The sequence below is a fragment of the uncultured Exiguobacterium sp. genome (assembly GCF_964277885.1).
Taxonomy (GTDB): Bacteria; Bacillota; Bacilli; order Exiguobacteriales; family Exiguobacteriaceae; genus Exiguobacterium_A.
In genome coordinates this window covers 154,329-179,410 of the sequence record NZ_CAXYJR010000007.1, presented here as the reverse complement: position 1 = coordinate 179,410, position 25,082 = coordinate 154,329, and the positions used below count along the sequence as shown (strand labels likewise).

The following is a 25,082-nucleotide window of genomic DNA, read 5'->3' as shown; positions in this document are numbered from 1 at the left end:
TTTTAACAAAGCAAAGTAGCCAGATTACTCTTGGCTACTTTGTAAGTTTAGTTATTTTTAAAGAACCTCATCAATGCTCGTAAAGACTGTGGTTCTAAATAAGGACTCTTACCTCTAACTGGTTCTCTATCTTTCTTTAAGAGATAGTCACCTTTACCTGCTAAATTTTCGGCACCGCTTGTATCTAATACAACATTAGATGCAACAGCGTCTGTTACTTTTAATCCTAAACGTGCTAGCAAATTATTTTTGATAGTAGTATTAATAATCTCCGCTTTAGGTGATTGTGTACAAACTATCATATGAATCCCTGCTGCCCGTCCTTTTTGCCCGATTCTCTTAATAGCAGTTTCGATACGTTGTGCAAATTCTTTATCTTGCATCATGAAGTCAGCAAATTCATCAAAAACAATAACAATACGAGGTAAAACTTCTGATGATTTATTTTCTTCAATCAAAGCTTCATTGTATTCTTTCAGATTTTTTGCATAAGCATCTTTAAATTTACTATAACGATTTTCCATTTCCATAATCATAACATCTAAATAATCAGCAGAATCCATTAAATCTAATAATACTTTATCAGTATGTTGAACATCTTCAAACATAGAGAATTCAACTTGTTTTGGATCTATAAATACGAACTTTAATTCTTCGGGTGTGTATAGACACATCATAGACATGACAATCGAATTCAAACTAACACTTTTTCCACTTCCAGTTGATCCAGCGACTAACATATGAGGTTCTGTTCCATTAAAATCAACTGACATTACTTCATTTAAAGGGTTAAGTCCAATAGGCACAAGAAAACCATTCTTCAAGTCTGTTTGTGTGATATCTCTTCGAACGTACTTCATAAATTGTGAAAAGAAAATTGTATCAGGATCATTACGATTAATATCTATATTGATACCATTTCGATCACTAAAAATAGTTGGCGGCGAATCAATATGCAGCCATAATGGCATATCTTTAGCTTTCTTTTCAACTGCTGTAATACTTTGATCCGATGGAATTCTACCAATAATTCGAATAACGCTAGCACCTACGATAGTTCGCTCCACCGTAAACTGAACATTATTTATTCGGAGTTTAGTTTGCAGTGTGTCCGCATAACTATCACCTAATTTTTTCAATACCTCATCAAATGATTCTGTTTGTGGAGCTTGAACGTTCTTTAATGCATGATCTTCTGGGTATTGAGATTCATCGATAGCTTTAATTGATTCGATATCTTTTACTTCATTTTTTATACGCAGGTTATCTTGATTCGACGCGTCACCTTTATCAATAACTTTATTACTTGGAATTGTACCCGAAATAAGTTCGCTATTATCTATATGGATATAGTGATCAAAGTACTCACCATCATTAGTTATAGCGGCCTGTTTTAATATAGATTCTTCTTCAGCCTGTATTTCATTATTTACTTCATGATCAGGAACATTCATTTCCGATAAAATGTATGATCTAGTAAAAGTATTTACTGCTATTTCATTTTCGTCTTGTCTTTCATAATAATGTCCAGGTGAAAGTTCTAAACGACCTTCAAATTCAATATTTTTATTATGAATGTATGCATAAATTGACTTTGTAAATTCAAAATTAATTTGAATATTTTCGTTATTTCTTAGTTCATGAAGTATCGCTAATTCAAATTCTTCATAAGCACGTTTATCTTCTAAATGAAGCAAAAATGAATTTAAATACAGATTTCTTTCAAGTGTTGAATCAAACCTTCTAAAGTACTTTTTCAATGTCTTTTCACCTGATATTAACTGAACTTTTGCATCAGTTACTTCGCTAACATAGCTTTCTTCTTGTATAAGCTTTAATTCAATTAAATCAAATTTAACATTATACACTGCTGATTCAGGAGAATATTGAATAGTTGTTTTTAATAAATCCGGACGTTTTTGCCGAGTTCTAAACCACTCTAATTCATCACACATGTCCCATAAAACTACAGTATCATCAGACTTTTGGTCTTGTAGAACAGTTAAATATACTGACAAAAACTCGTTAACAAACTTTCCAGGTCCTAATGCTCTTAGCACTAAACCACCGGATAATTCTTTTACAACTTTAAGAGCGTTATCGACCTGCTGTACGTCTATACTACTTACTTTCAACTGATCCTTTAATCTACTGTAGAGACGATCACGATAATAATTGACTTCCATATCCGCTTTTGACGATCTTCTAATCGAGTCTGAAGAGGAAACCAGAACTTTAATTTCTTCTTTTCCTAATCGATTTACATGATAACGAATAATATTCGAACCTTCGGCTACTTGTTTCATTAATAAAGGATCCATAAATCTATCATAAGTGACAACCCAATTAAACTTTTCATGTGCAAGTTTATATAACGTATTTGTTTCTGTACGAGTTACAGATAGTCTACCTTTTAATAATCCAATTTTGTTAGATTCGATCACTAATCCATCTTTTAATATTGCTTGCATATTATAAAATTGTTGCATCAATTTCGGCTGGTTAGGTGAAACATAGTTTATTAATCGAGTACCTTCTTTAACCGCTTTAAATTCACGATTTTCGTAAAAGACCCAACTTTTATCCGTAAGCTCACATTCTTTATAGCTTTCCGAGTAAAATTGATGTGGAATTTTTAAGTTTTCGCTTTGACCAAAGTAATCAATAAACACGGCTAAATCAAAGTCCAACATAGACGTATCTAACTTTTCCTCAAGTGTTTTAGGATCGCTAAATGGTAATACGTTGATTTCTAGTCTAGGAAATTCACTAAACGAATCTACAGCATTAATATATTCTTCTTGCGATTGAATCCATTGATTGATCTCATCATAAAGCATTGCAGCTCTCGCAGGACTATGAATAGTTATATTTAGCTTTTTTAAACTATCATTTTTCAAGATTTGTTCTACACTCTTTTTTACAAACTCCAAGTTTGTAACATATAAGAATAAGACATCTAAACAGTCCGCAGCATACGGATAAACTCGAACATAATCGTTTGCCACTTTTTCAATTTCTTTCGCAAAAGAAGTTGCTTGGGAAGATACACTCTCAATTTCTCCACCTTCGATATATGTTCCCTGACCATATAGTTCATCTTGTGCAAATAGGTGATTCCCTTCTCTAGATACGTAATAAGATGGTGCTAAGTTCGTAAATGATCCTCGTAAATACTCTTTGTACTGCTTTAAATCTTCTACATCTTGGATTTTATTACGTTGTTCAGACGTATCAGAAATATTAGAGAGTAATTTTCCAAAATGAATGAGTTTAAAGCCGTAAGCAATAAATCTAATAGGATTAAATACAGATACTATCTTACGTTCAACTTCTACTTGCTTAACGTTTTTAGTTTCAAAAACCTTTATCGTTCCAATTTCATTTAATAGTGAGTATATTTTTCTGACACTATCTACATCATGATCCGAACATTTTAAAAATGCTTCGCTAAGGGCAGCTACTCTGTTTAAATCTTCAATAGTAATTCCTCTATTTTCTTCGATAATAGATTTAAGAATACTAGTGTATTCAGCATTATAGTTTTTAAATTGTTCGATGGGTTCTAACAATCTTTTATCAGACATCAGAGTGTAATTTTGTTGTTCGTTCAAATACTCCTTAAGATCTTCTTCAATTGGCGTACCCTTTTTCGTAATAATAGATTGTAAAAATCCATCTTGAATTTGATTGATAAATTTTGAAAAACTCGTTTCAATTAATGATCTACTAGCATCGATTTTGACAATAGATTTCGCTATAGAATTTTCATTTTTTAAAAGTCGTAATCTAACAGGGATTATTTCAATTTCTTTAGATGATTCATTGGTGTTCCTCAATTCTGAAAGAACAATTATGTTCGAAGACAACATTGATAAAGATTTTAGATGAAAATTAAAGAATCTGGCTTGTTCTTCAGAAACTTCTATATTTTGATCTATTGAAATTTCGAAGCTAAGATTACCATTAAATTCTTCGTGATCTATTTCCTCTAACATCACTAAACTTTCAGATAAAATCGCTTCGAAAATATCAATATATTCAGATGGGTTTTCAAGCTTATTTTCGATATTAATAATTTTTTTCAATATATTTTCTTTTTCAAGTTCTTGTTCATATTCTTCTCGAAATTCTCGAATCGCCTCAATATCATTTTTAGCATTTACAGCTTCAACACCACGGTCAAAATGACTTTCAGCTTCCATTTTTTCTTGCTTTAACTTGCTCTCTTCTTCAATACTTTTTGCTTCTCTAATCTTCTCTGCAAAATTATCTAGAATTATATCTCTTGTATTATTCAATTTATCCTTTAAAGAATTAGAAACTTTAAATCCGAAAAGGCGCTCTGCATCATTGTATGAAATTAGATTTAAAAGATCGTTGTTTCGTCTTTCAATAAACTCCATTGTTTTTTCTAAAAACAATACTTTATCGTTATTAAAGCTTTTCCAAACTTCACTTGAAAAATTATTTTTTTCTTCATTGACAATAAAATTATCTACATTTTTCATCAACTTCTCTGGATCTAAATAATTTACTAAAGTTTTTCTTAAGTGACTTAATAAAAAGTTTTTTCTAAGCTGACTACGAAGACCATCTAGCGACTCAAACTTTAAATGCTCGTCTTTAAATAGCCGAAAATGAGGTAGAGATTTTCCTAAAATCACTTTAAACGTATCATTAGATATTTCTTTCTCCTGTAACACACTCTCAATATAGGCAATAAGCATCGAAAGTTGTAAATCAAGTTCTCCTCTATGCTGATATGCTCCAATTAGTTTGAGTAAATCTTTTATCTGATGTGGTTCTAAATACCCTTTTTCTCGTAGAGATTGATCTAAACTGAAAAATCCATCAGATGATAGCAACTGAGTTTCATCAATAGAAACAATATCTTTTAAGCTTTGAGCTTCTGGTGTTCGTTCATTCATTAATAAAATTAATGCTTCGTTCGTTTTTACATTGTTTCGTAACCATACTCCATTTTCGTTTTCATTTAGAACAAAGGAATCGTAACCTTCAATTTTTTTTATAGTCCGTATTAATGGTTCATAAAAACTTTTGAGTTGAGTTTGATTTTCCAATAGAGCGTTTAAAATAGCTGGAAAATATTCTTCGTTTATTCCCTCTATCTTTACTAGTACTTTTTCGGCATTTTTATTTTTATGATCTTTAAGATAATTAAGTAGGTGTTGTGCAATCCAACTACCTATTATCTTTTCTTTATGAGTAATTTTTGCAATCATTGCTTAATGCTCCTTCCCAGTACTTTGCATCAATTATAATAAGGATTTGTAACTAATGCTGTTGCATCTGAGTATTCTTGAAGTAGTCCATTTTGTTTTAACTTTTGTCTCATTTTTTTCTCATTACTTCTAAAATGAGTTAGATTAATTCCCTCTTTTGAATATAAACCAGAAATTTTGGCAGCATCTTCTCCAATAATAATGCGATATTTTTGGAATAATTCATTTAAGAAATCATCATAGGGTAAATTATTCTGACCATTAAGAGTTGCGTATACTAAAGCACTTAAAACATTATCATGTAGTACGTATCGAGCTTTAGATCCTTTTCCTGAGACAATGAACTGACCATCACGAGCTAAAGTTTTCATAATGGGGACTTGTGTTTTAGATAAATCCTCCATGTAAAGTTCTACAATACGTAGTCTAAGTAACTTTTTAGCATTATTAATATCTTTGGTCTCTAATGCCTCTATAAGTTTTTTCTTTTTTGTTGCTTGAAGACTACTGAAATTTAATTCAGAAAAAAATTCAGAGTAGCCTTTCACTTTATCTTTTTCAGAGGTGTCAAATTTATTTCTCCAAAAATAAATTTTTTCTTCTGCTTTAGCTTCAGAAAATACTTCCTCTACTCGATCTTCTACAAAAGTTTTATACGCTTCTCTTACTATAGTTTCGTGAATTCGGTAAGAATCTTGTGCTAAAAATTTAATTGATTTATTTTGACCTTCTAAGCAATCGATAAAGTAACTACTCGTTTCACCAATTATTTGTTCTGATTGAAAGATCATATAACGATGAAGTTGGAATGTTATGAGCGAGGTTAAAATATCAAACATTTCATAAATATCAATATTTAGCATAAGTAGTGCATTAAGTTCCTCGGCAAATTCTTTATATAGATCTAAATCTGTATTTGGTAAAGTTGGGTATTCACTGCTTTCCCAGCTAGTAATGACGTTTGATAACTCTTCGTCTTTGATTAGTGGTGCTGGTTGATCCCCTGTACTATACTCACTAAATGCTTCGTTTATTTGATTAATGACAGCAATTACTCCACTAGAACTAGACAGTAGAGTTTTCATGTTTTTTTCAATATTAATCCTTAGTTCAGAGTTATTTAGTGTTCCATAATGCAACATTAAAAAGTACAGTTCTCCACCACGTGCAAAAAAATTACGTTCATAATTAATGGTTAGATTTTTCGTATTATTTTTATCTCTATTTACACGAACTTCAGAAAAAAGCAACGATTCATGGAGCGGATACATCATTTGAGCGTACCAAGAGCGATCAACCGGTTTTCCCATCGGTGTCATTAGAGGTATAGTTAAATTTTTGAAGAACACTTGTAAATCTTCTAATTGTTTTTCACTTACTCTAAGTTTCTCCCGAATTATATTTTTTTTCTTTTCTTCGAAAATTGCGGTATGACCTTTTGCACCCTCCTTTTCTCCTTCATAGACAAACTGGCGAAATTCAATCATTTTTCTTCGGTCATAATACTTCTTCTCTAAATTGAAACCTGTTCCAGCAAATACATTTAAAAATTCTAAAGTATACTCTGGTCCACGCTGTCCATCTTTAAAACGATGCCCCCATATTTCAGCACTAATCTTGCTAGAAAATTTTGTACTTTCTTCTTGCATCTTTAACACCCTCTCAATCACTTTTTCTTAGATTCAAATGTCATCATCTTCAGGTTCAGTGTCTCCACCAGTACCTTCACTTTCATTAATTTCAATGGTCTCTAATACAAATGCTCCTTGAGTACGATCGAACTTTAAAATTTGTAAAATATTTTCATCCTGTTTTTTTAACGAAATCAATCTATTTCGAAAACTATTAAGTAATATCTCTACATGCTCTCTTAAAACGTTTAACATGCCACCGTTACTCAAGCGCATTAAATATTCAAAAGTTACTAAATTAATGGCTAGTTCTATGCCTTGTATGCTTAACGTTAATGTTGTACTTATTTGATCTATTGTTTCGTTTTTACCTTGAATATGAAATTCAACTTGAGCTAATCCAATGATTTGATGGACTAATAAACTATCTGAAGATACATAAAGCTGATGAGCGGGAGAATATACCATTCTTTTTGCAAAGAATGTATTTAATCCATCGATAAGCTTAACCTTTACATTATGCTCAATCTTTCCTTTTTGAAGAATGCTTATAAAATCATATCGGTGTCTATAAGAAATTAATTTTTCAACCTTTTTATTATCTTGAGATTCAAAGTAATATTTTCTTCTTAATCTTGGGAACCATTTATTCATTAATTCAATACCGTTCACATTATCACCGTGTATATTTGAACGATACATTTTTATATCTTCGTAATAAGCACCATTCTCAACATCGATATCTGTACCAAACAAAGTATGATGAGAATCTTTAATTTGTTCGTTACTACTTAAGTCACCATTAAGCAAAAAGTCATCAATTAAAGAATCTGAAATGTATCCAGGATCTAATGATTTAAATTCTTGAATACCACCAATTTCCTCGAAGACTTCTGGTCTAAGATTATTTCCAAAGAAGTTCTCATAATATGATTTTTTGGCTAGTCCTTGAATTGATTCACTATCAGAAGCTTCATGTATATCTTTACAAGCCATTCCCCCTGTTTGCGTGTAGGCTAAATGAATAAGTAACTCTCGCATTGTCATATGCTTTCCATTCATATCTAAAGATTTATACATACGCATTATTCGATTTTTTGTTGTTTTATCACTTAAAGCTAAATGATTTCTATTTATGATGCATTTACTTTTACTAGCACAGTCACTACAAATACTCCAATTTTGTTCTTCATTCCATCCTTCTACGATTTTTTTTGCATAAATCGACGATGATGCGTATAACAAATTATAAACTTTGACTTCTTTCGTCATTTCTAGTTCTTTATTGTTTGATATAAATTGAGGAGTGACAGCATTTTTTAATTTATTTAATTCAGGATATTTCACAAGGGTGTGCGTTAATTTCCCTTCATTAGCTGCAATGAGGAAATATACTTTTGACTCATCATTTTCTAGTGAATCTTGCAATTTTTTTAATTCTTCAACGATAACTTCATTTTTTAATTCCGATAAGTCTTTTATTATTCGAATTTTATAATTTTTATATGAAATTTCTGCTATACCAGATTCTGGCCACCCTTTAAATTCTTCTTCAACTAATTGATCATATACGTTTCTACAAATTCTGGTTTTTCCATCTCCAGCATTACCTGTTATGATGATAGAGCGAGGAGATGTTGAAAGCTCCTCAATAATTTTCTTATTAACATTTGTATCAATGCTGTATTCAATTTTCTTAGTATGTTCATCAAAGATTTTAGAGTAGTCTGCTGTGGTTAAATCATATTGATGCATAAATGAAACAAAAGGATTGACCTGATTTTGCATTATAATTTCTCCTTAATCACATAATTATTTGTAACAACTTCCCTAATAAATTATATCATTTATGGTTTTTTATTCATATTGTATTGTTAATAATTATAATAAAAGTGATTTTAAGTTATATCTTTTAATTTACTTTAGAGTAAAAATTATTATAAGAATGGAGAGAAATAACGACATGTCATTTTTGAAAATCGAAACTTCTAACGCTCCCGCTGCAATCGGCCCTTACTCGCAAGGCTTTATCGCGAAAGGTACACTCTATGCTTCCGGTCAAATCCCGATTGATCCGGCAACCGGTGAACTCGTACCAGGTGGTATCACGGAACAGACGGAACAAGTCATGCGAAACGTCGATGCCATCCTGAAAGAAGCAGGACTGACACCTGACCGCGTCGTCAAGACGACATGCTACTTAACGAGCATGGAACACTTCGCTGCTTTTAATACGATTTACTCCGATTACTTCGCACCGCACAATCACTTCCCGGCTCGGTCTTGTATCGCTGTGAAGGAACTACCAAAAGGTGCTTTAGTTGAAGTCGAGATTTTAGGACTCATGTGATCTGATCGCTACGCACTCGTTGCGTAGCGTTTTTTATCGCAATCCCCAGCGCCCAGTTCCTTTTCCCGTCTCGCTGTAAAAGAGGTCCTGCTCTCCCCGGTACAATTCACACTCACTCGCATGTAGGTAGATCAATTTCCGAACGCGTGCCTCGAGTCCTGCTTCTGATGTAAACCGTGATAGATCCAAATGTTCTGTTTGTCTGACGCGCTGGTAGATATCAACTAAGTCGAGTGGCGATTGCCGTTCTAGGATTCGTTGAATTACATCAAGTAACTGTTGGCTCTCATCCGTCATATCCTTCTAACTCCTTTTTCATCACTTTGTTTCGAATCGCATGCATTACGATCGGTATTTGTACAACCAGATTCAAGATACTTACTCCGATCACTAGTTGACTGACCGTCAATGGATTGAAGTACCCTTCGCCATATCCTCTCCCTACGCTGAGCGCGATCCCGTATGAAATCGCAAACGAAACTAGATTGCCGATGACGATATATTTCGGTTCCCCACTCCGCGCAAGTGAATACGATAGAGCACCGAGTCCAAACAAAAATAAGGCATAGCCTAGAAGTGAACCTTCTTTCCAATCAAAATAGGGTCCAAACCAAGCAAAGGGAATCACATACAACCATGTTCGTTTCATCGCTGCCCCTCCTGACTCGCTTGTGATGTGAAAAAACGATACAACGCGTCACGGATGTTTCTCCATCCAGGTGGATAGACATTTGACTTGCTGATACAGACGGTTTGGTTATTCGTTGTTACTTCAAGCGTCCAATCCGTCCCGTCTAGCATCTCATGCACTGACTCAGGATACGTCTCCCACGCTACTAGATCATACTTCTTCATCCACGTATCCATGAACGCTAGATCGTCTTGTGTCAGTATACGTTCTCCGGGTGTCGTCAATCGATTTTCTTCATCTTATGCTCGAACCGTTTGACTTGCACGGTTCCACCAAAACGTCTGTCCTATTCCCCTTCCAGACTCGCGGTAATAGACCCGTTTTACTGTCTCCATCATAATCATCCTCTAAATTTGATGTTCCCAGTATACTCCATTTATTATTTTCAACCTGTTACATTTTTTACTATGGTTCTACTGATTTCTGTTGCTGTGAAACATTTTTCTTCTTCTATCAGTAGATGTAGTGAAAGGAGATGTTTCACATGCATGTATCCATTCAACAAGCCGGTTATGACGTCGGTCAGCCCGTCTTACAAGAGATCACGTTTTCCTTACACCCTGGATCCATCACCGGTTTGATCGGTACGAACGGTGCGGGAAAAAGTACGACGATTCAAGCGATGTTCGGTACGCTACCTTGGGTCGAAGGAGAGATCGATTTACCGGTCTCACTCGCCTATATTCCGGAGCAGCCGATCTATTACGAATATTTGACGCTCGCCGAGCATCTTGAGCTGGTCGCTTCGCTTCACGAGACGGATCATGCCTATACAGAACGACTCTTAAAGACGTTCGAACTGCATGCTGTCACGGGTGACTATGTATCTTCTTTCTCTAAAGGAATGAAACAGAAAGTGATGCTCGTCTGCGCTTTGATGCAACGCGCGGACTGCCTGATCATCGATGAACCGTTCGTTGGTCTCGACGCGGTCGCGACGATTCGATTGTTGCATTTACTCGAATTAGAACGAACGCGCGGCGTAGCGATTCTGCTCGTCACTCATGTCCTCGATTCCGCAGAACGTCTGTGTGACGACTTCGTCTGGATTGATCTAGGGCGCATCAAACATCAAGGAACACTCGCTCAAATCGGTGAAGCCTCTGGTCATCCTGGTGCCCGCTTGTTCGACATCATGGAAGCGATGGTGCTCGAGCATGATTGAAACCTTTTTGAAGCAACGGATCCGTCGACGGCATGCGGAACAGCGTCGCTTGTTCCGAGAAATCTTCGACTGGACGATTTTGCTGTATCTCGTCGTTCCGGTCGGTCTGTTCATCATCTATGAAGCGATTCAAATCTTAAATGGTCAAGCGGACTGGGTTCAAACGGTTCCGGTCGCTTGGATTTTACTCGGATGGATTCTGTATGGATTCCTGCCCGCCTTTTACGCCTGTTTCGAACCAGCAGATCGCCTCTTCTTCAAACCGGTTCCTGGAGCAATCGTTCGAATGAAGTGGTATTCCGTTCGGTATCACTTCATGCGGATTTTTCTATTGACTGCCGGATTACATCTAATCTGTTTTCCCTTACATAGCATCCGGTTTGACCAGTCTAGTATCACAGTACTGCTGATTAGTCTTGCGCTCTCTTTGCTCCAACCGTTCTTTAGCTTTTGGACATACCGGCTATCTGGGCAACGGTTCTTGCGGAAATGGAGCGGTCACCTCGTCCTGGCAACCGGACGCATCACTCTGTTACTCCTGCTTTGGCTTCAACCACACCCTGTCCTCTTCGTCTTTGCACTGTGTGTGGTGCTGTTCGGATCCCTTCATGTCCGGCACTGGTCACGGCGTGAGGACGGATTAACGGAGGATATCCTGTTGTCAACGAAACGACAGTCGAGTTTATCGGCGACCGTCCTTGAATTGAACGGTGCCTTACCGAAGCCGTTTCACCGAAAGCGTCCGTTTCTTCATCTGCGATTATTCAAGCAGACACACCAGCAACTCCCACTGATCACGTATCTACGGGATCCGAGCAAGCGCCGCTTTTTACTCCAGCTGTTCGCTGCAATGAACTATGGTCTTCTCGTCTTACCATGGATCGGACGTGGTCTCGTCATTGCCTTTGTTCTGTTCGTCCTATATCAAGAAGTAAAACAACACGCCCTGTGGTTTAGACAGCAGCGCTTCTATCGGCTCGTTGACTCTCGTATTACAGCTTCTGCGGAAAATAAAGTCATTTAAAAGATATGGAAATCCGATATCTCTTCTCGTATTCCTTTCGTACACTAAAGGTAACCTAAAACGAACGGAGTGTATGCGTATGAAGTGGGGTCTGTATCCGAAAATGTTACTCGCTTTCCTCGGTCTTGCAATCGTACCGATCGTCTTGATCGGTTCGTTTTTGTATGTTGAAACGAAGAGTGCCTTAACGGACGAAGCTTACGCGAAACTTGAGGCGATTCGTGATGCTAAAAAAGCGACTGTCACACAACATATCGATGAGAAGTTCTTAAATCTCGAAGCTTTAGCAGAGAACGAACAAGTCCAGCAAGCATTCGCTCCCTTAACGAAACAGTTTGCGGACGGTGGACTGGCAAACGACGCCTACCAACAAGAAGCCAAAAAATTCGATACGTATTTCAATCAGTACATCGAACAGTTCGGCTTCTATGATGTCTTCTTCATTGATCCGGATGGGAATGTCGTCTATACGGCGTTCAAGGAAGCGGACCTCGGTCAGAATGTCGTCACTGGTGATCTCAAATCGTCTGGGCTCGGAAAAGCGTATCAGGACGCCTTGACGAAACAAACAGGCGTCATCGCTGATTATGCGTATTACGAACCGTCAAAAGCTCCAGCTGCTTTCTTTGCGATTCCCTATGTCGATCCAAAGACGAATAAACCACGTGGAGTTCTTGCGCTTCAGCTCGCCGGTGACCGGATCAATCAGATTATGAAATCAACGGCCGGTCTCGGCAAGACAGGCGAATCCTATCTTGTCGGTGCCGATCAACGTCTGCGATCTGATTTCCGAGCGACGAAACAGACCGAAGTTGGTGAAAAACGGATTCAGTCGACGCCAGTCAAACAAGTCATTGCCGGTCAGACGAAGACGATGGAAACAACCGATACAGACGGTCATGACGTCGTGACCGCGTTTACGCCGCTGCAAATCGCTGGTCTCAATTGGGGACTCATCACAGAAGTCCATACGGAAGAAGTATTTGCTTCCTTATCTGATTTCGTCCAAAAACTATTGATTGCGTTAGTGGCATTAATTGCCTTCGTAGCACTTGCTGCGATCCTCTTCACACGCACGCTCGTCCGACCAATTCGCGCGTTACTGCATAGTGCGGGCGCGATTGCCGAACACGATTTATCACAACCGGTCGTTGCGACGTCACGTGATGAAATTGGACAGCTCTCCCGTTTATTCGAGACAATGCGCCTCTCTTTAATCAATTTGGTACAGCGAGTCGATGCAATGTCACGGACGATTGATGACTCTCTCGCTGAGCTCGTCGTTGAAGCCGAAGAGACCGGACACGGAACAAAAGAGATGGCAACAGCAATGACTGGAATTGCCGCAACCGCCCAGCAACAATCTGGCGCATTTGATGGGCATACAGCGTCCTTGCAATCTCTGACAGCGACGATTGAGCAGAACGCGCAAACGTCGGCACTTGTCGTCGATAGCGCTAGTCGTTCAGAAAATCTTGCGACGACCGGACGTTCGGATCTCCATGCGGTCACGGAGCAGATGCAATCGATTCAAAATGCGATTGACGAGGCGGCCGATAAATCACGTCGCGTCCAAATCGCTTCCGAGAATATCTTAGAGATCATCAGCATCATCGAGTCGATCGCCAATGAAACGAACCTTCTCTCATTAAACGCTTCGATCGAAGCGGCGCGTGCTGGGGAACAAGGCAAAGGATTCGTCGTCGTTGCGCGTGAGATTCAGAATCTTGCCAACCAATCGAAACAGTCAATGGTTCGTGTCCAGGAAACAATTGATTCGATCCAACTGGAGACAAAACAACTCGAAGACGCCATGGCACGCGGAACTGTTGCCGTTCAAGACGGTGTCGTTCGCGTGACGGAAGCGACGCAATCTTTTGATTCAATCGTCACCCAGTCCAAAGGGGTCACCGTTGATATGGCCGCCCTTTCTGAAACGAACCGGGATGTCTTATCGACCGCTTCCCACCTCGTCGCTCAAGCCGAACAGTTACGCGCCGGAATCATTTCCAGCGCCCAAGACAACCAACACGCATCCGAGCAATCACTCGCTTTCAGCGAACGAATGGATGTCGTCCATACGCTGACGGAAGAGATTTATACGCTCTCTCGTGAGTTGCACGAGACGATCAACCGCTATACACTGGATTAAACTTGAAAGGAGACATGCCTCATGCCGACTCACTTATTCCTCTTTGGAGGCGGTCCTCCTTTTACACCGAACTTACGAACACGATTTGCTACATTAACGAACGGTGGACCGGTCGCGATTCTATACGTTCCGCGGATCGGTAAAGACTGGACGAGTTACGCTTCGATTTATACGAAGCCGTTACAGGAAGATGGCATCTCGTCTTTCGTCCATCTGCCACTATCTGACGCACCAACAGACGGACAACTCGCGCAACTGAAGCAGTGTCAAGGCATCATCATCTCCGGTGGTGAGACCGAATTATATCAGCAATACTTGGTCGGTACACCGATCGGTGACATCATTCAGTCGCGTTTCGTAGATGGTGTTCCGGTCGCCGGCTTTTCAGCCGGTGCCCTCATTTCGCCCGAACGGTGTATCATTCCGGAGATCGACCAACGCGACAATCAACGTCTTCGCTTGCCTGGTCTTGCCTTACTGAACGACGCGGTCATCTGTGTCCATTACGAGACGTGGGGCGAAGCTGCCCATCTCACGCAATCCTTTACGGAAGAAAGCACAGACAGTGCTTTCGGGCTTGCTGACGAGAGCGGAATCTATCTACGCGATCAACACCTCGTCGAAACAGAAGGAACCGATCCCGTCGTATTGTCGCGGAGTCCCGTCAGATGACAGCGATCGTTCCTGCCGTCAAAGGCATCATCATTCACGAGCAACGTCTCCTGATCGTTCGCCGCGCTGCTGCTGACTTCGGTGGTGGGACGTGGGAATGCCCGGGTGGCAAGATTGACTTCGGTGAACTGCCGCTCGATAGTCTCGTTCGCGAGATAAAAGAAGAGACACAGTTGACAGTTACGCCAGAGCGTCTGCTCTATGCTTCGAGCTTCCTGACGCATCCCGATCGGCAAATCGTTCTCTTGATGTACGTCTGTTCGACGCATCAAACGGACGTTCAATTATCAGTGGAACACGACGCGTATCTCTGGGCGGACGAAACAACGATCCGTCAGTTGATCGCACCGAATATCTTAGCTGATTTTGAACGTCATGATGTATTTTCGTTACTGCATCGCTAAACACAACTGCCCCGCCTGACCATTTGGTCGAGCGGGGCAATTTTTATTTACAGTAAAGGATCTCGGTAACAGACGACGCGATTCCGACCGGTTTGTTTGGCTTCATACAATGCTAAGTCCGCTTTCTGGACGGTCTCAAATACAGTCGATGCTTGATCGGATGAAGCAGCCCCTAGCGATAACGTGATATGAAACACAGGATGCTCCTTATAAACGAAGTGTTGATCGGCGCAGGCAGAGCGAATCCGTTCCCCCAGTCGTTCCGCTTGTCGAAGTGGTACGTCCGGCAATAGTAAGACAAACTCTTCACCACCGTACCGACCGACGACGCCCTGTTCCGGACAATACGATTGTAAGAGATGACTGAGTTGTCGTAAGACGACGTCACCCCCTTCATGACCGTATGTATCGTTGATTGATTTAAAATGATCGAGATCGAGAATGAGGACGGAAAAGACCGTTCCGTTCTGAGCGTACTCGGCTAACGTCTCATCGAGTTTCCGGCGGTTTCCGAGTTGCGTCAGTCCATCCTTTAAAGCCAGTTCCTGTTGCGTATGTACGAACAAAAAGTGCTTCCTTAGTTCCTGTAAGAAACGATAGGTGACGTAGCCACCAATCATGATGACGATGATATAAACGAACGCAATTTCTAAAAACCGTTCGAACGTATGCGTCAATAAATAGAGCGCCGGTAAGCTGTACGCAATACCAGTTCCAAGCAATACGAGATAATCTTTCATCCGTTGAGCAGCGAACCGGCGATAAATCGTCGCTGTCACAAGTAACGCGACACAGATCAAGGTCGTCAGAATCAATCCTTGGTATTCGCCAGCTGGTGTCACCGCAAATCGGGCACCGATGATGAACAACATCGTGATGCTACCGCTCACTAATCCTCCATAAAAATATGCCGTGACGAGCGCAACGAGACGCAAATCAATCTTTGCAACGTCATAGGAGATACTGTTAAAGATCAACAGTGCACCAATCACACCGGCGATACAACCGATCACGAGTCGGACTTGTAAGGAGGAGTTGGGCGAAATTCTCTCGATCCGTCGTAATGGTAAAAACGCGAACAACAATGTCGCAATCAATAGGGAAAAGTTCAACAACAATGAATTGAGCAACGTAAGCACGACCACATCCTCCTCATTCCATTTCAGATGTTTACTCTATTCCCTCTAAATTACACATTCCCCTCTTTTTCCAAGGTTTTCAAACAAGAGGAGAGGGAATCAAACAAATATGTCTATCGTCTACATCATTGAGGGGGAATCTTTCATGGACCGTCAAGCCGAAAAACGAAAAAGTAAGATGCCATTCTTCATCATTCTCGTTATCGCTATCTTCGTCATCGTTGCTGCTGCGTTGATCATTTATGTCACATCTGAACCAAAAGAAGAGACACAAGCACTTATGACACATCTTGCGACTGTCCTTCCGGTTTACGTGAATTAGATTCACAAGACCTTTACACAAGCCGTACAACACCTTCATACATGTTGCTTTATCTCCTTCCGATAGGTACACGGGAGGAGATGTTTTTTATGCTTATGAAAAAACGATTATTAGCACAACAACTAAATGGATGGTTGATTCCGATCGTTGCCATCGGGCTGATCGTGATCAGCGGTCTCAGCGTTTACGCATCGTATCAACAATCCGTCGCAGCAACTGAGGAACGGCTGATGCGGGAGTTAACCATGTTCGACGCGAATGTCCGGGCAACGTTTCTTGCGTATCCGGATGACGCGACAGACCGCTCGCGTGCCATCAAACGATTGCAACAGCAACAGCGAACTGACTTATCACGTGACGACTATTCGATTCGTTTCCAAAGCCTGAAAACGAGTGAGGCGTTCCGACCGTTGACACTCGAACCGACAAAACGGAAACAACTACTGCAGCACTTAAAAAATGCGCGTACATATGCTTTTTCGAATCAAGATCAGTTTCTTGTCGCGATGACGATTCCGGAACTCGATGACGTCATTTTACTAACGACCGATCGTGATAAATTAATCGCTCCTGCTCGCGATTTAGCTTGGACACTCGTCTGGGTGAGCGTGATTACGCTTGTTAGCATCAGCTTTTTGATTCGCTCACGAATTAGAAGACAACTCGCCCCACTATCGAAACTCGCCTTACAGATTGAAGAAGCGCATGCGAAGCGATCGTATCGTCCATTAACGCTCAAGACGACGACCTTTGAATTACAACAGCTGACGTTTCAATACAATCAATTGATGCAACAAATCGGAGATTTAACGGCTGAGATGCAACAAGCGAGTCAGGAACTCGAATCCGTCCAGCCCCACTTTTCCTCACGCTTATCCGCGATGGATCAATCGGTCCAAGCCGTCGATGAAGTCGCCGGTTCTTTACTTGCGCAATCGTCGCAAATGGATCAAACAATCGTCGCCTCGACACGTTTGACTGCTCAAGGGCACGATGCGTTAAGTGAGATGCAAACGACACTCCTCAACAGCCAACATGCCGTAACCCGTTTTCAACAGACTGTTCAGACGAATCACACGACACTTGAGACCTTACAAGAGGAAAGCCAGTTACTGAAGGAACAATCCGCGACGACAGAGCAGATTTTGCAACAGACCTCACATCTGCAGCAACAGATGGAGATCTCAATTTCACACATCCAGCGTGTCGCTGAAGAGACGCGCCGTTTATCGCTGAACGCGCTGATTGAGGCAACCCGTGCGGGAGAAGCCGGTCGTGGCTTCACCGTCGTTGCCAAAGAAGTCGAAAAACTAGCAATCGATATCCGAACGAGTACAGATCACATCCGTCAAGTCAATCAGACATGGACGGCGGGACTCGATCAAGTCGAACAAGCCATCGCGCAGATGACTGAACGTTTTCTCTCAACATCGCAACAGCTCGAGACGGCAATGGCACACTTGCAACAAATGTTGACCGAAGCGACGACGATTGAGACGACACTGGGTACCGTCGAACAACAGCGTCAAATCGTCGCCCACGTTCAATCGAACATGCAGGAACATCTGCAGTCCGTTCAGCAGTTGATGTCGGAGCTCTCTTCTTACAGCCAAGTCCTCGGTGATCAAATGCAACACCACGTCAACCAGCAGACGGAACTGAAGACACATAGTGCGGTACTCGAGTCACGCATCAGTTCGTTGCAACAGACCGTTCGTGCCGGCGAACAATCGTTTTAAATCAAAGGAGCGCTTACCATCTCTGGTAAACGCTCCTTTATTCTGGGCTCAGCCAATGTAACGTGCTTCCTTTTTATCGATAATGTTGCGAATCCGGTTCTCCGTCACCTGATACTGCTCTGCCAATTGACGGGTTGTTTCCCCTTTTTTGTACTGCGCGCGAATCGTTCGAATCTGAAACGGTGACAGCGTCACATGTTGACCTAACAAGAGATCGAACTCACCAAGCAGTTCGTTATACTGCTGATCAATCGAAGGCAGAATTTCTAAATTTGATAACTGATCGTCAATTCGTTTACCATTACGTCGGACGAGTCGTGCTTCCGTGACGTCTTTCGTCAGAAAGGCTTGTGCGACAAGCAATCCGACCTGCACGCGCTCTCCTCGACCACGTTGATAGAGCGTGACTTTCCGGTACCCTTCCCGATTGAGCCGTGGACGGAGCAAGACACCTTTTCGTCGTTGCCGAACACCGCGACACGTCACGATCGTCCGGTCGAGCGACCTGACGCGACCTAGCGATGAGACTTCATATATACCTACATAGCCGATGACGGCTTTCCATTGTTCTTGCATGGTTGTCCTCCTTCAGACAAGGACACGACGGGACTTCATACTTGAATTATATCAAATTACGAACAAACGTTCTAGTGATGTCACTCGTCGGAATGTGCTATTCTTAGCAGAAAAAGGAAATGAGGTTCGCCCATGAAATTTGTCTTGTTACTTGGTCCCCAAGCGGTCGGAAAGATGACGATCGGTCAGGAAATCGAACGGTTGACGGAGATGAAAGTCTTCCATAACCATCAGACGATCGACCTATTATTGCCTTATTTTGATTTCTCTGAACCTGCACATCACCGCTTAAAGGATACGATCCGGCGCGAGATGTTCAAGGAAATGGCGAACAGTTCGCTCGAAGGTGTCCTGTTTACATTCCTCTGTCTATTCGGTGTCGAAGGCGGTGGTCTTGAGTTCATCGAAGAGACAGTCGAATTATTCGAACAAGCGGGTGCTGACGTCTATATCGTTGAACTGGATGCGCCGGTCGCAACTCGTCTGCACCGGAACACAACCGAAAACCGATTGACGCACAAAGTAACGAAGCGCGATCTCGCTGCTTCTGAACAGGACTTACGCGAGACGGCGGACGGATACCGGACACGTTCGCTGCCAGGCGAACTACCGGACGTCAACTATCTCTTCCTCGATACGGAACAATTAAGCGCACGTGAAAGCGCCGAAGCGATTTGCGACCATTTCAACTGGTCCAAAACAACGGTCTAATCCCAAATAAGCCCCGTCCTGCTCAAGCAGGCGGGGCTTTAGTGATGGAGTTCGCGTTCATGTCGATCAGCCTGCCACTGAAAGCCGTTCCGGCGCCAGACCGTATTACTGCCTGCTTCGCCGTAGACACATGTCAGTAATAACGTCCGCGCGAGATACGATAAAATCGACGTCAACGCTTCTGTGATATAGCCGCGCTGATCGTCCTCATCCGTCGTTGTATAACGTAAGTTTCCGGTCGATGCGTTCCATGTGAAAATAATCGTCCCGACGATCGTTTTCTCACGTAACGCATGCAGTGTCCACTTGCAACCCGATTCGTCATCCGTTGCTTCGACAAACAGTCGTGACGTCGTAAAATCCGGATGTCGTCCTTGCATTCAGCTCTCCTCCTCGACCTCAAACGTTGCTGTCGCGTAAGCCTCTCCGTTAATCAAAATGGTCAAGGTGTGTGTCCCAGGGTAATGGACACGCGTCGTCATGTTCCGAAACGATTGGCGTCGTTCGACTGGCAGCACACCTTTAACTTCCCGCTCCCGCAGTTGAAACACCTTCCGACTTGTTCCGCGTTGTTTGACGTAATCGATTGCGTACTCTAAGCGTAAACGTTGTGGAACGGAACTCGTCACCGTGAACGAGAAGTCGAGTTCTCCACCGATTGTCACTGGAGAAACGACTAAGTTCGTGACCGCCACTTCACCTTGCGTGACGTGCCCGAATAACTGTAAGACTTCTGAGTTCCCACGCTTCAATAACGTCCGGGAAGCGTGACGTAAAATCCAGTCCGTGTTCGGATCTGTTCCTAAGTGACGTTCAATTCGTTCAATCAGATATTCCGGATGTGTCTTTGAAATATCATTCAAGTGATTGGCGACACTTTTTCGGACGTAGAGTGACGGATCCTGCAGTAACGCATCAAGAATCGGTAACGCCGGTCGCGGATCAGCAATCAAACGCGGAATCGCTTGTCCCCACGGCAGACGCGGGCGTGTTCCTTCAGACGCTAAGCGCCGGACATGTTCATCATCTGATCTTGTCCATTTGAGTGCCTGCTCGAGATATCGTTCTTGATCGACAAGTAGAAAACGCCGAACGGCGAACTCCGACGTCGAGTGTGGCGTCAACTTGGCGAGTGTCGCTAACGCAAGCGACCAATCAGCAAGGTCTGCCGTCCGTTCGACATACTCTGGAAAAACAATTCCCGGTAGCCCGGTAAACTGCGGTGCGAGTCGCTCTAGCTCCCCCGCTGCGTCCGGAAACGGCGGCAAGATTGTCTCTAATGTCTCCGCCACACGACGGACACGTTGTTTAAACGCGAGTTCTTCCCAGTCTCCCCGATCGACTCGTCTTCGAAAATCCGATACATCGATCGCTGCTCCTAAGCGGTCGAGCCAACTCGGTGAAAATACATCTTTAATCAAACTCATCCTTCATCCAGTCCCCTCTGTGTGCGCTCCAGTTTGAGCAATGTTTCCTTGCGTGCGAGTCCACCCGCGTATCCACCTAAATCTCCATTCGTCCGAATGACCCGATGGCACGGAATGACGATTGCCAGTTGGTTCGCTCCATTCGCTCGTGCGACGGCACGAACAGCAGTCGGTTGACCGATCCGGATCGCCAGCTCTTGGTACGAGATCGTCTCCCCACTCGGAATCCGCTCGAGTTCTTCCCAGACGCGGCGTTGAAATGGTGTCCCGTACCGCATCAGTGGCGTCTGAAACGATACCGGCTCTCCTTTGAAGTAACGACGGAGCTCCGCTTCGATCTGTCCAAAGACCGGTGATTCCCCGGGAACGATGACAGCGCGCGCTTTTTGACGTAATTGTTCGATTTCCCGCTCCAGTCCACGTCGGTCGACGAACTCGAGCAGATGTAAGAGTTGATCGTCGGCAATCGCCAGCATCGAACCGAGTGGTGTATCAAGCCATTTCGCGCGTAAGACCTGCCCGTCAAAGCGCGACGGTGCCTGCCCGAGAATCCGTGCTGACGCCTCACGAAAACCACTACTCGATTCATAACCTCCAGCCAACTGCCCTTCGATGATCGGCTTACCGGTCCGGATCTCCTTCATCGCAAGCCCCATCCGTCGTGCCCGAGCATACGCGACGAACGTCATTCCGAAGCGTTTCTTGAACTGGCGGCGTGCCGTTGATTCATCGAGACCAAGTGCTCGAAAATCGGCTTCCTTGAATCGTTTGTCTGGTTCTGCCTCGACCGCTTCGATCAAGCGTTGAATCGTACCATGATCGCCGGGATAAGCAAGCGGATGACAACGACGGCACGGTCGATAAGAGGCAAGTAATGCCTCTTGCGCCGTCTCAAAAAACTCACAGTTCTCTGCTTTCGGTTTTCGTGCCGGACACGTCGGACGGCAAAAGATGCCGGTCGTCTTGACACCAACAAAAAACGTTCCTTCGTACGTCGCGTCCCGGCGAACGAGCGCTTCATAATACGTGTGATGTTCCATCGCCTTCCCCTCCTTTGTCCTTAGTATACCGGCTTGTCCGGTCATCATGTCGCCGAAAATCAGGCATTGATATGTTTAAGATTCACTTAAGAAACATCGTCCTGTTTTCGAAAGGGACGATGTGCATACTACATGATATACTCAACGGAAAGTAGGGTTTTCATGTTTGATTTCTTAAAAGAAGCACTTCACGCACCACTCCGTGTCGGAGCCATCGCACCGAGCAGTCCACGTCTGGCTGAAATGATGGCACGACGCGCCGTCGCCGATCGTCCACGCCAAATTCTTGAAGTCGGAGCGGGTGACGGAGCGATCACCAAAGCTTTACTGGCCGCTCGTTCACCGGAGACACATCTCTTGATTTGTGAACGGAGCGAAACGTTCCGCCCGGCACTCGAACAATTACTGGCTCAGGAAACGAATGTCACTCTCTTCATTGGTGACGTTCAAGGATTATCCGATTCATGGAGCGGACAGATCGACGTCATCGTCAGTGGTCTCCCGTTTGCGTCGTTCCCGGCAGCGTTACGGCATGATTTATTGGCACAATTCCAAACGTTACTACGATCAGGCGGTCACTTCATCGCCTTTCAATACACCCGGTTTCAGTTCAAGATGTTCCGGGACTATTTCCAAGAACACAGCTATTCGCACACGCTCTACAATCTTCCCCCGGCTTACGTCTTCGAGGGGGTGCAACAGGAGGAAATGAATCATGCCTACGCTCTTGATCGTTGATGACGAAGCAGACATCCGTCAATTGCTTCGACTCTATTTAACAAATGAAGGTTACGAAATCATCGAAGCCGAAAACGGTGAGGAGGCGTTAACGACTCTTGCAACGCGTCCAGTTGATGCGATGTTACTCGACGTGATGATGCCCGTTCGCGATGGCTTCTCGACCGTTCAAGCGGCGCGCGCTGCCGGTCACACGTTACCCGTCTTGATGCTGACGGCGAAACGCGAAGATATGGATAAGATTCAAGGTTTGACCTTCGGGGCGGACGATTACATCGGTAAACCGTTCAATCCGCTTGAAGTCGTCGCCCGCGTCAAAGCACTACTGCGACGTGTCAGCCAGTATCATGTCCCAACTACTACTTCAGCCGTTCAGGTGGGGCCATTCACGCTCAAAGAAGACGAACGCGTCATCTTTAAGTATGATGTTCCGCTTGCCCTGACCCGCCGTGAATTTGATTGCCTGGCGCTCTTTTTGAGTCACCCCCGTCGTGTCTTCTCAGCTGAAGATCTCTATGAGCGGGTTTGGCAGGAAGAAGCACTTGGTTCCGCGTCGAACGCTGTCATGGTCTTGATCCATAAGCTCCGCGACAAGATCGAGGACGTCCCAAAAGAACCGCGCCACCTGCAGACCGTCTGGGGCGTTGGTTATAAGGTTGAGCCATGAGACGGATCAAACTAACTGTTTGGATGCTCGTCTTACTCTTACTCGCCGCGGTTTTAAGTACGGCACTCGCCTGGTTGCTTGCTAGTCAGTTACCGCTCGGTACGAAGACGGTTCCTCGGTACTATTACACGACAGAGCAAGAAGTCGTTCAAGATGTGAAGCGTGATATCGCCCGCTACGAAAATGGACAGTCGCCGATTGGTCCTTATGAATGGGCTATCTACGATGCGGATAATCGTCGAATCGATGCTTCTGATAAGTACCCGGAAGATTTAACACCAAGTCGGTTGCTCGCTGCTCAAACCCCCACCGAAAGGGATCCGTCCGATACCGGAAAGATTCGGACCCTGCATCATATCGAAGCGATTGATTTATCAGAGAACGAACCAGGATATTTTTTAACTGTACAATCAGAAAAGCCTAAACTGAATGAATATCAGATTGGGAATTCAAGTACTTTTTTCCTCCTACAATTGACGCTGTTCATCCTCTTTTTACTACTCTTGACGCGTTGGATTGCCGGATTGTTCCGGGAACTCGAGCGACGGCTTGAACGATTGACGGTCGAACCAGCGCCAACAGCACCGTTACCTCCAGTCAAAGGACCGAAGGAATTCAAATTGTTCGCCCAATCGATCGAACGAATCGAACAGGAACTTCGCACCTTACGCGTACGCGACCAGGAGCGGTTCGTAGAGCAGTTGCGATTGATCACTAGTCTATCGCACGACTTACGGACGCCCTTGACCTCAATCCAAGGCTTCATCCAGTGGCTGACGGAAAAACATGAGACGTTATCCGCGACAGAACGGACGGAACTTCTAGCGATCGTCACCCGCCAGTCAGAAACGCTCGCTGCCCGGATCGATGAACTGTTCACGCTCGCTAAATTATCGAACACTGATTATCCAGTCGAACGAAGATCGCTTGATCTCGTCACTCTGACCGAACAAGTTCTAGAGCTGTTTCCCGGAATCGATGGTGTCATCGATGGACCATCCCACGTGACACTGTTCGCCGATCCAATGCTCTTACGGCGCTTGCTTGAGAATTTGATTCGCAATGCGACGCTTCACGGGACGGGGGATCTTCGAATTACGATCAAAGAAGAAACAGAAAGTATCCAGCTAATCTGTTCAAATGCGATTAAATCGACTTATACGCTAGAAGAACTAAACGAATGGCTAACACCGTTCGGGACGTCTGATGCTTCCCGCTCGACTGGCGGCTCCGGCATCGGTCTGTCAATCGTTCAGCAAATCATGGCGCGTCATGCAGGGAGCGTCGCGTTGACTTCACAAGACAACCGCTTCATCGTGAACTGTTGTTTTCCACATGTTTCGTAAGCCTGCATCCGATGTGCGCATCGGGTGCTTTTTTCGTCAGGT

At 43.1% G+C, this 25,082-nt stretch carries 23 protein-coding genes; 12 read left to right on the top strand and 11 right to left on the bottom strand.

Annotated features, from left to right (window positions below):
* Positions 1-47: 47 nt before the first annotated feature.
* From ACHWTJ_RS14915 to ACHWTJ_RS14905, 3 genes are read right to left on the bottom strand one after another with little or no spacing between them, the layout of a single operon-like run.
* Positions 48-5,246, bottom strand: coding sequence for an FtsK/SpoIIIE domain-containing protein (locus ACHWTJ_RS14915; protein WP_394679950.1), 5,199 nt, complete (start codon positions 5,244-5,246; stop codon positions 48-50).
* A 29-nt stretch (positions 5,247-5,275) separates the two neighbouring features.
* Entirely contained in the window at positions 5,276-6,895 is a 1,620-nt protein-coding gene (locus ACHWTJ_RS14910) for a hypothetical protein (protein ID WP_394679949.1), read from the bottom strand.
* A 33-nt stretch (positions 6,896-6,928) separates the two neighbouring features.
* The gene (locus ACHWTJ_RS14905) at positions 6,929-8,665 is read right to left on the bottom strand and encodes a hypothetical protein (RefSeq protein ID WP_394679948.1); all 1,737 of its coding nucleotides are present in this window, start codon (positions 8,663-8,665) and stop codon (positions 6,929-6,931) included.
* A 175-nt stretch (positions 8,666-8,840) separates the two neighbouring features.
* On the opposite strand from ACHWTJ_RS14905, the gene ACHWTJ_RS14900 reads away from it, so the two are divergent.
* Positions 8,841-9,227 (top strand): RidA family protein, encoded by a 387-nt coding sequence (locus ACHWTJ_RS14900; RefSeq protein ID WP_394679947.1) that lies wholly within the window; start codon positions 8,841-8,843, stop codon positions 9,225-9,227.
* Positions 9,228-9,260: 33 nt separating this feature from the next.
* On the opposite strand, the gene ACHWTJ_RS14895 is transcribed toward ACHWTJ_RS14900, so the two are convergent.
* Genes ACHWTJ_RS14895 through ACHWTJ_RS14885 form a run of 3 tightly spaced genes read right to left on the bottom strand, consistent with a single transcriptional unit; the run spans position 9,261 to position 10,142 of the window.
* Entirely contained in the window at positions 9,261-9,524 is a 264-nt protein-coding gene (locus ACHWTJ_RS14895; protein WP_394679946.1) for a hypothetical protein, read from the bottom strand.
* A complete protein-coding gene (locus tag ACHWTJ_RS14890) occupies positions 9,514-9,876 on the bottom strand; it encodes a hypothetical protein (protein ID WP_394679945.1) in 363 nt (120 codons plus the stop codon). Before ACHWTJ_RS14890 ends, ACHWTJ_RS14895 begins: the two co-directional genes overlap by 11 nt.
* Positions 9,873-10,142 (bottom strand): hypothetical protein, encoded by a 270-nt coding sequence (locus ACHWTJ_RS14885; protein ID WP_394679944.1) that lies wholly within the window; start codon positions 10,140-10,142, stop codon positions 9,873-9,875. The genes ACHWTJ_RS14890 and ACHWTJ_RS14885 overlap by 4 nt, the downstream gene beginning before the upstream one ends.
* 260 nt (positions 10,143-10,402) lie before the next feature.
* Here ACHWTJ_RS14885 and ACHWTJ_RS14880 point away from each other — a divergent pair, with 260 nt between their 5' ends.
* The 5 genes from ACHWTJ_RS14880 to ACHWTJ_RS14860 all read left to right on the top strand — a co-directional run bounded on the left by ACHWTJ_RS14880 (position 10,403) and on the right by ACHWTJ_RS14860 (position 15,335).
* On the top strand, positions 10,403-11,083 hold the full coding sequence (locus ACHWTJ_RS14880; RefSeq protein ID WP_394679943.1) for an ATP-binding cassette domain-containing protein: 681 nt from the start codon (positions 10,403-10,405) through the stop codon (positions 11,081-11,083).
* Positions 11,076-12,107 (top strand): ABC transporter permease, encoded by a 1,032-nt coding sequence (locus tag ACHWTJ_RS14875; RefSeq protein WP_394679942.1) that lies wholly within the window; start codon positions 11,076-11,078, stop codon positions 12,105-12,107. The genes ACHWTJ_RS14880 and ACHWTJ_RS14875 overlap by 8 nt, the downstream gene beginning before the upstream one ends.
* Positions 12,108-12,186: 79 nt before the next feature.
* The gene (locus ACHWTJ_RS14870) at positions 12,187-14,259 is read left to right on the top strand and encodes a methyl-accepting chemotaxis protein (RefSeq protein WP_394679941.1); all 2,073 of its coding nucleotides are present in this window, start codon (positions 12,187-12,189) and stop codon (positions 14,257-14,259) included.
* Between the two features lie 21 nt (positions 14,260-14,280).
* Complete coding sequence (locus tag ACHWTJ_RS14865) at positions 14,281-14,931, top strand: Type 1 glutamine amidotransferase-like domain-containing protein (RefSeq protein WP_394679940.1); 651 nt, start codon at positions 14,281-14,283, stop codon at positions 14,929-14,931.
* Entirely contained in the window at positions 14,928-15,335 is a 408-nt protein-coding gene (locus tag ACHWTJ_RS14860; protein ID WP_294748550.1) for an NUDIX domain-containing protein, read from the top strand. Before ACHWTJ_RS14865 ends, ACHWTJ_RS14860 begins: the two co-directional genes overlap by 4 nt.
* A 47-nt stretch (positions 15,336-15,382) precedes the next feature.
* Here ACHWTJ_RS14860 and ACHWTJ_RS14855 read toward each other — a convergent pair whose 3' ends face one another.
* Positions 15,383-16,474: a GGDEF domain-containing protein gene (locus ACHWTJ_RS14855; RefSeq protein ID WP_394679939.1), complete on the bottom strand. Its 1,092-nt coding sequence runs from the start codon at positions 16,472-16,474 to the stop codon at positions 15,383-15,385.
* A gap of 145 nt (positions 16,475-16,619) precedes the next feature.
* Here ACHWTJ_RS14855 and ACHWTJ_RS14850 point away from each other — a divergent pair, with 145 nt between their 5' ends.
* Both ACHWTJ_RS14850 and ACHWTJ_RS14845 read left to right on the top strand, forming a co-directional pair.
* On the top strand, positions 16,620-16,796 hold the full coding sequence (locus tag ACHWTJ_RS14850) for a hypothetical protein (RefSeq protein ID WP_167341066.1): 177 nt from the start codon (positions 16,620-16,622) through the stop codon (positions 16,794-16,796).
* A gap of 89 nt (positions 16,797-16,885) precedes the next feature.
* Positions 16,886-18,535, top strand: coding sequence for a methyl-accepting chemotaxis protein (locus ACHWTJ_RS14845; protein WP_294748539.1), 1,650 nt, complete (start codon positions 16,886-16,888; stop codon positions 18,533-18,535).
* A 48-nt stretch (positions 18,536-18,583) separates the two neighbouring features.
* On the opposite strand, the gene ACHWTJ_RS14840 is transcribed toward ACHWTJ_RS14845, so the two are convergent.
* Positions 18,584-19,111, bottom strand: coding sequence for an NUMOD4 domain-containing protein (locus ACHWTJ_RS14840; protein WP_294739349.1), 528 nt, complete (start codon positions 19,109-19,111; stop codon positions 18,584-18,586).
* A gap of 132 nt (positions 19,112-19,243) precedes the next feature.
* Between ACHWTJ_RS14840 and ACHWTJ_RS14835 the strand changes: the two genes are divergently transcribed.
* Entirely contained in the window at positions 19,244-19,822 is a 579-nt protein-coding gene (locus tag ACHWTJ_RS14835; protein WP_174315936.1) for an AAA family ATPase, read from the top strand.
* 38 nt (positions 19,823-19,860) lie between these two features.
* Here the strand turns inward: ACHWTJ_RS14835 and ACHWTJ_RS14830 are convergent, their stop codons facing one another.
* The 3 genes from ACHWTJ_RS14830 to ACHWTJ_RS14820 are packed head-to-tail and all read right to left on the bottom strand — an operon-like array spanning position 19,861 to position 22,289.
* The gene (locus ACHWTJ_RS14830) at positions 19,861-20,202 is read right to left on the bottom strand and encodes a GNAT family N-acetyltransferase (RefSeq protein ID WP_394679938.1); all 342 of its coding nucleotides are present in this window, start codon (positions 20,200-20,202) and stop codon (positions 19,861-19,863) included.
* On the bottom strand, positions 20,203-21,249 hold the full coding sequence (locus ACHWTJ_RS14825; protein ID WP_294739354.1) for a DNA alkylation repair protein: 1,047 nt from the start codon (positions 21,247-21,249) through the stop codon (positions 20,203-20,205). It abuts the gene before it with no gap.
* The gene (locus ACHWTJ_RS14820) at positions 21,246-22,289 is read right to left on the bottom strand and encodes a bifunctional transcriptional activator/DNA repair enzyme AdaA (RefSeq protein ID WP_087681842.1); all 1,044 of its coding nucleotides are present in this window, start codon (positions 22,287-22,289) and stop codon (positions 21,246-21,248) included. The genes ACHWTJ_RS14825 and ACHWTJ_RS14820 overlap by 4 nt, the downstream gene beginning before the upstream one ends.
* Positions 22,290-22,451: 162 nt before the next feature.
* Between ACHWTJ_RS14820 and ACHWTJ_RS14815 the strand changes: the two genes are divergently transcribed.
* From ACHWTJ_RS14815 to ACHWTJ_RS14805, 3 genes are read left to right on the top strand one after another with little or no spacing between them, the layout of a single operon-like run.
* Positions 22,452-23,027, top strand: coding sequence for a class I SAM-dependent methyltransferase (locus ACHWTJ_RS14815; RefSeq protein WP_294750669.1), 576 nt, complete (start codon positions 22,452-22,454; stop codon positions 23,025-23,027).
* Positions 23,005-23,694, top strand: a complete 690-nt coding sequence (locus ACHWTJ_RS14810; RefSeq protein ID WP_294739361.1) for a response regulator transcription factor — start codon at positions 23,005-23,007, stop codon at positions 23,692-23,694. The genes ACHWTJ_RS14815 and ACHWTJ_RS14810 overlap by 23 nt, the downstream gene beginning before the upstream one ends.
* The gene (locus ACHWTJ_RS14805) at positions 23,691-25,040 is read left to right on the top strand and encodes a sensor histidine kinase KdpD (RefSeq protein WP_294739363.1); all 1,350 of its coding nucleotides are present in this window, start codon (positions 23,691-23,693) and stop codon (positions 25,038-25,040) included. The genes ACHWTJ_RS14810 and ACHWTJ_RS14805 overlap by 4 nt, the downstream gene beginning before the upstream one ends.
* Positions 25,041-25,082: the final 42 nt, after the last annotated feature.

Coding starts and splice junctions, on each gene's coding strand:
- ACHWTJ_RS14915 (WP_394679950.1), bottom strand. CDS start 5,246: ATGATTGCAAAAATTACTCATAAAGAAAAGATAATAGGTAGTTGGATT.
- ACHWTJ_RS14910 (WP_394679949.1), bottom strand. CDS start 6,895: ATGCAAGAAGAAAGTACAAAATTTTCTAGCAAGATTAGTGCTGAAATA.
- ACHWTJ_RS14905 (WP_394679948.1), bottom strand. CDS start 8,665: ATGCAAAATCAGGTCAATCCTTTTGTTTCATTTATGCATCAATATGAT.
- ACHWTJ_RS14900 (WP_394679947.1), top strand. CDS start 8,841: ATGTCATTTTTGAAAATCGAAACTTCTAACGCTCCCGCTGCAATCGGC.
- ACHWTJ_RS14895 (WP_394679946.1), bottom strand. CDS start 9,524: ATGACGGATGAGAGCCAACAGTTACTTGATGTAATTCAACGAATCCTA.
- ACHWTJ_RS14890 (WP_394679945.1), bottom strand. CDS start 9,876: ATGAAACGAACATGGTTGTATGTGATTCCCTTTGCTTGGTTTGGACCC.
- ACHWTJ_RS14880 (WP_394679943.1), top strand. CDS start 10,403: ATGCATGTATCCATTCAACAAGCCGGTTATGACGTCGGTCAGCCCGTC.
- ACHWTJ_RS14875 (WP_394679942.1), top strand. CDS start 11,076: ATGATTGAAACCTTTTTGAAGCAACGGATCCGTCGACGGCATGCGGAA.
- ACHWTJ_RS14870 (WP_394679941.1), top strand. CDS start 12,187: ATGAAGTGGGGTCTGTATCCGAAAATGTTACTCGCTTTCCTCGGTCTT.
- ACHWTJ_RS14865 (WP_394679940.1), top strand. CDS start 14,281: ATGCCGACTCACTTATTCCTCTTTGGAGGCGGTCCTCCTTTTACACCG.
- ACHWTJ_RS14860 (WP_294748550.1), top strand. CDS start 14,928: ATGACAGCGATCGTTCCTGCCGTCAAAGGCATCATCATTCACGAGCAA.
- ACHWTJ_RS14850 (WP_167341066.1), top strand. CDS start 16,620: ATGGACCGTCAAGCCGAAAAACGAAAAAGTAAGATGCCATTCTTCATC.
- ACHWTJ_RS14845 (WP_294748539.1), top strand. CDS start 16,886: ATGCTTATGAAAAAACGATTATTAGCACAACAACTAAATGGATGGTTG.
- ACHWTJ_RS14840 (WP_294739349.1), bottom strand. CDS start 19,111: ATGCAAGAACAATGGAAAGCCGTCATCGGCTATGTAGGTATATATGAA.
- ACHWTJ_RS14835 (WP_174315936.1), top strand. CDS start 19,244: ATGAAATTTGTCTTGTTACTTGGTCCCCAAGCGGTCGGAAAGATGACG.
- ACHWTJ_RS14830 (WP_394679938.1), bottom strand. CDS start 20,202: ATGCAAGGACGACATCCGGATTTTACGACGTCACGACTGTTTGTCGAA.
- ACHWTJ_RS14825 (WP_294739354.1), bottom strand. CDS start 21,249: ATGAGTTTGATTAAAGATGTATTTTCACCGAGTTGGCTCGACCGCTTA.
- ACHWTJ_RS14820 (WP_087681842.1), bottom strand. CDS start 22,289: ATGGAACATCACACGTATTATGAAGCGCTCGTTCGCCGGGACGCGACG.
- ACHWTJ_RS14815 (WP_294750669.1), top strand. CDS start 22,452: ATGTTTGATTTCTTAAAAGAAGCACTTCACGCACCACTCCGTGTCGGA.
- ACHWTJ_RS14810 (WP_294739361.1), top strand. CDS start 23,005: ATGCCTACGCTCTTGATCGTTGATGACGAAGCAGACATCCGTCAATTG.
- ACHWTJ_RS14805 (WP_294739363.1), top strand. CDS start 23,691: ATGAGACGGATCAAACTAACTGTTTGGATGCTCGTCTTACTCTTACTC.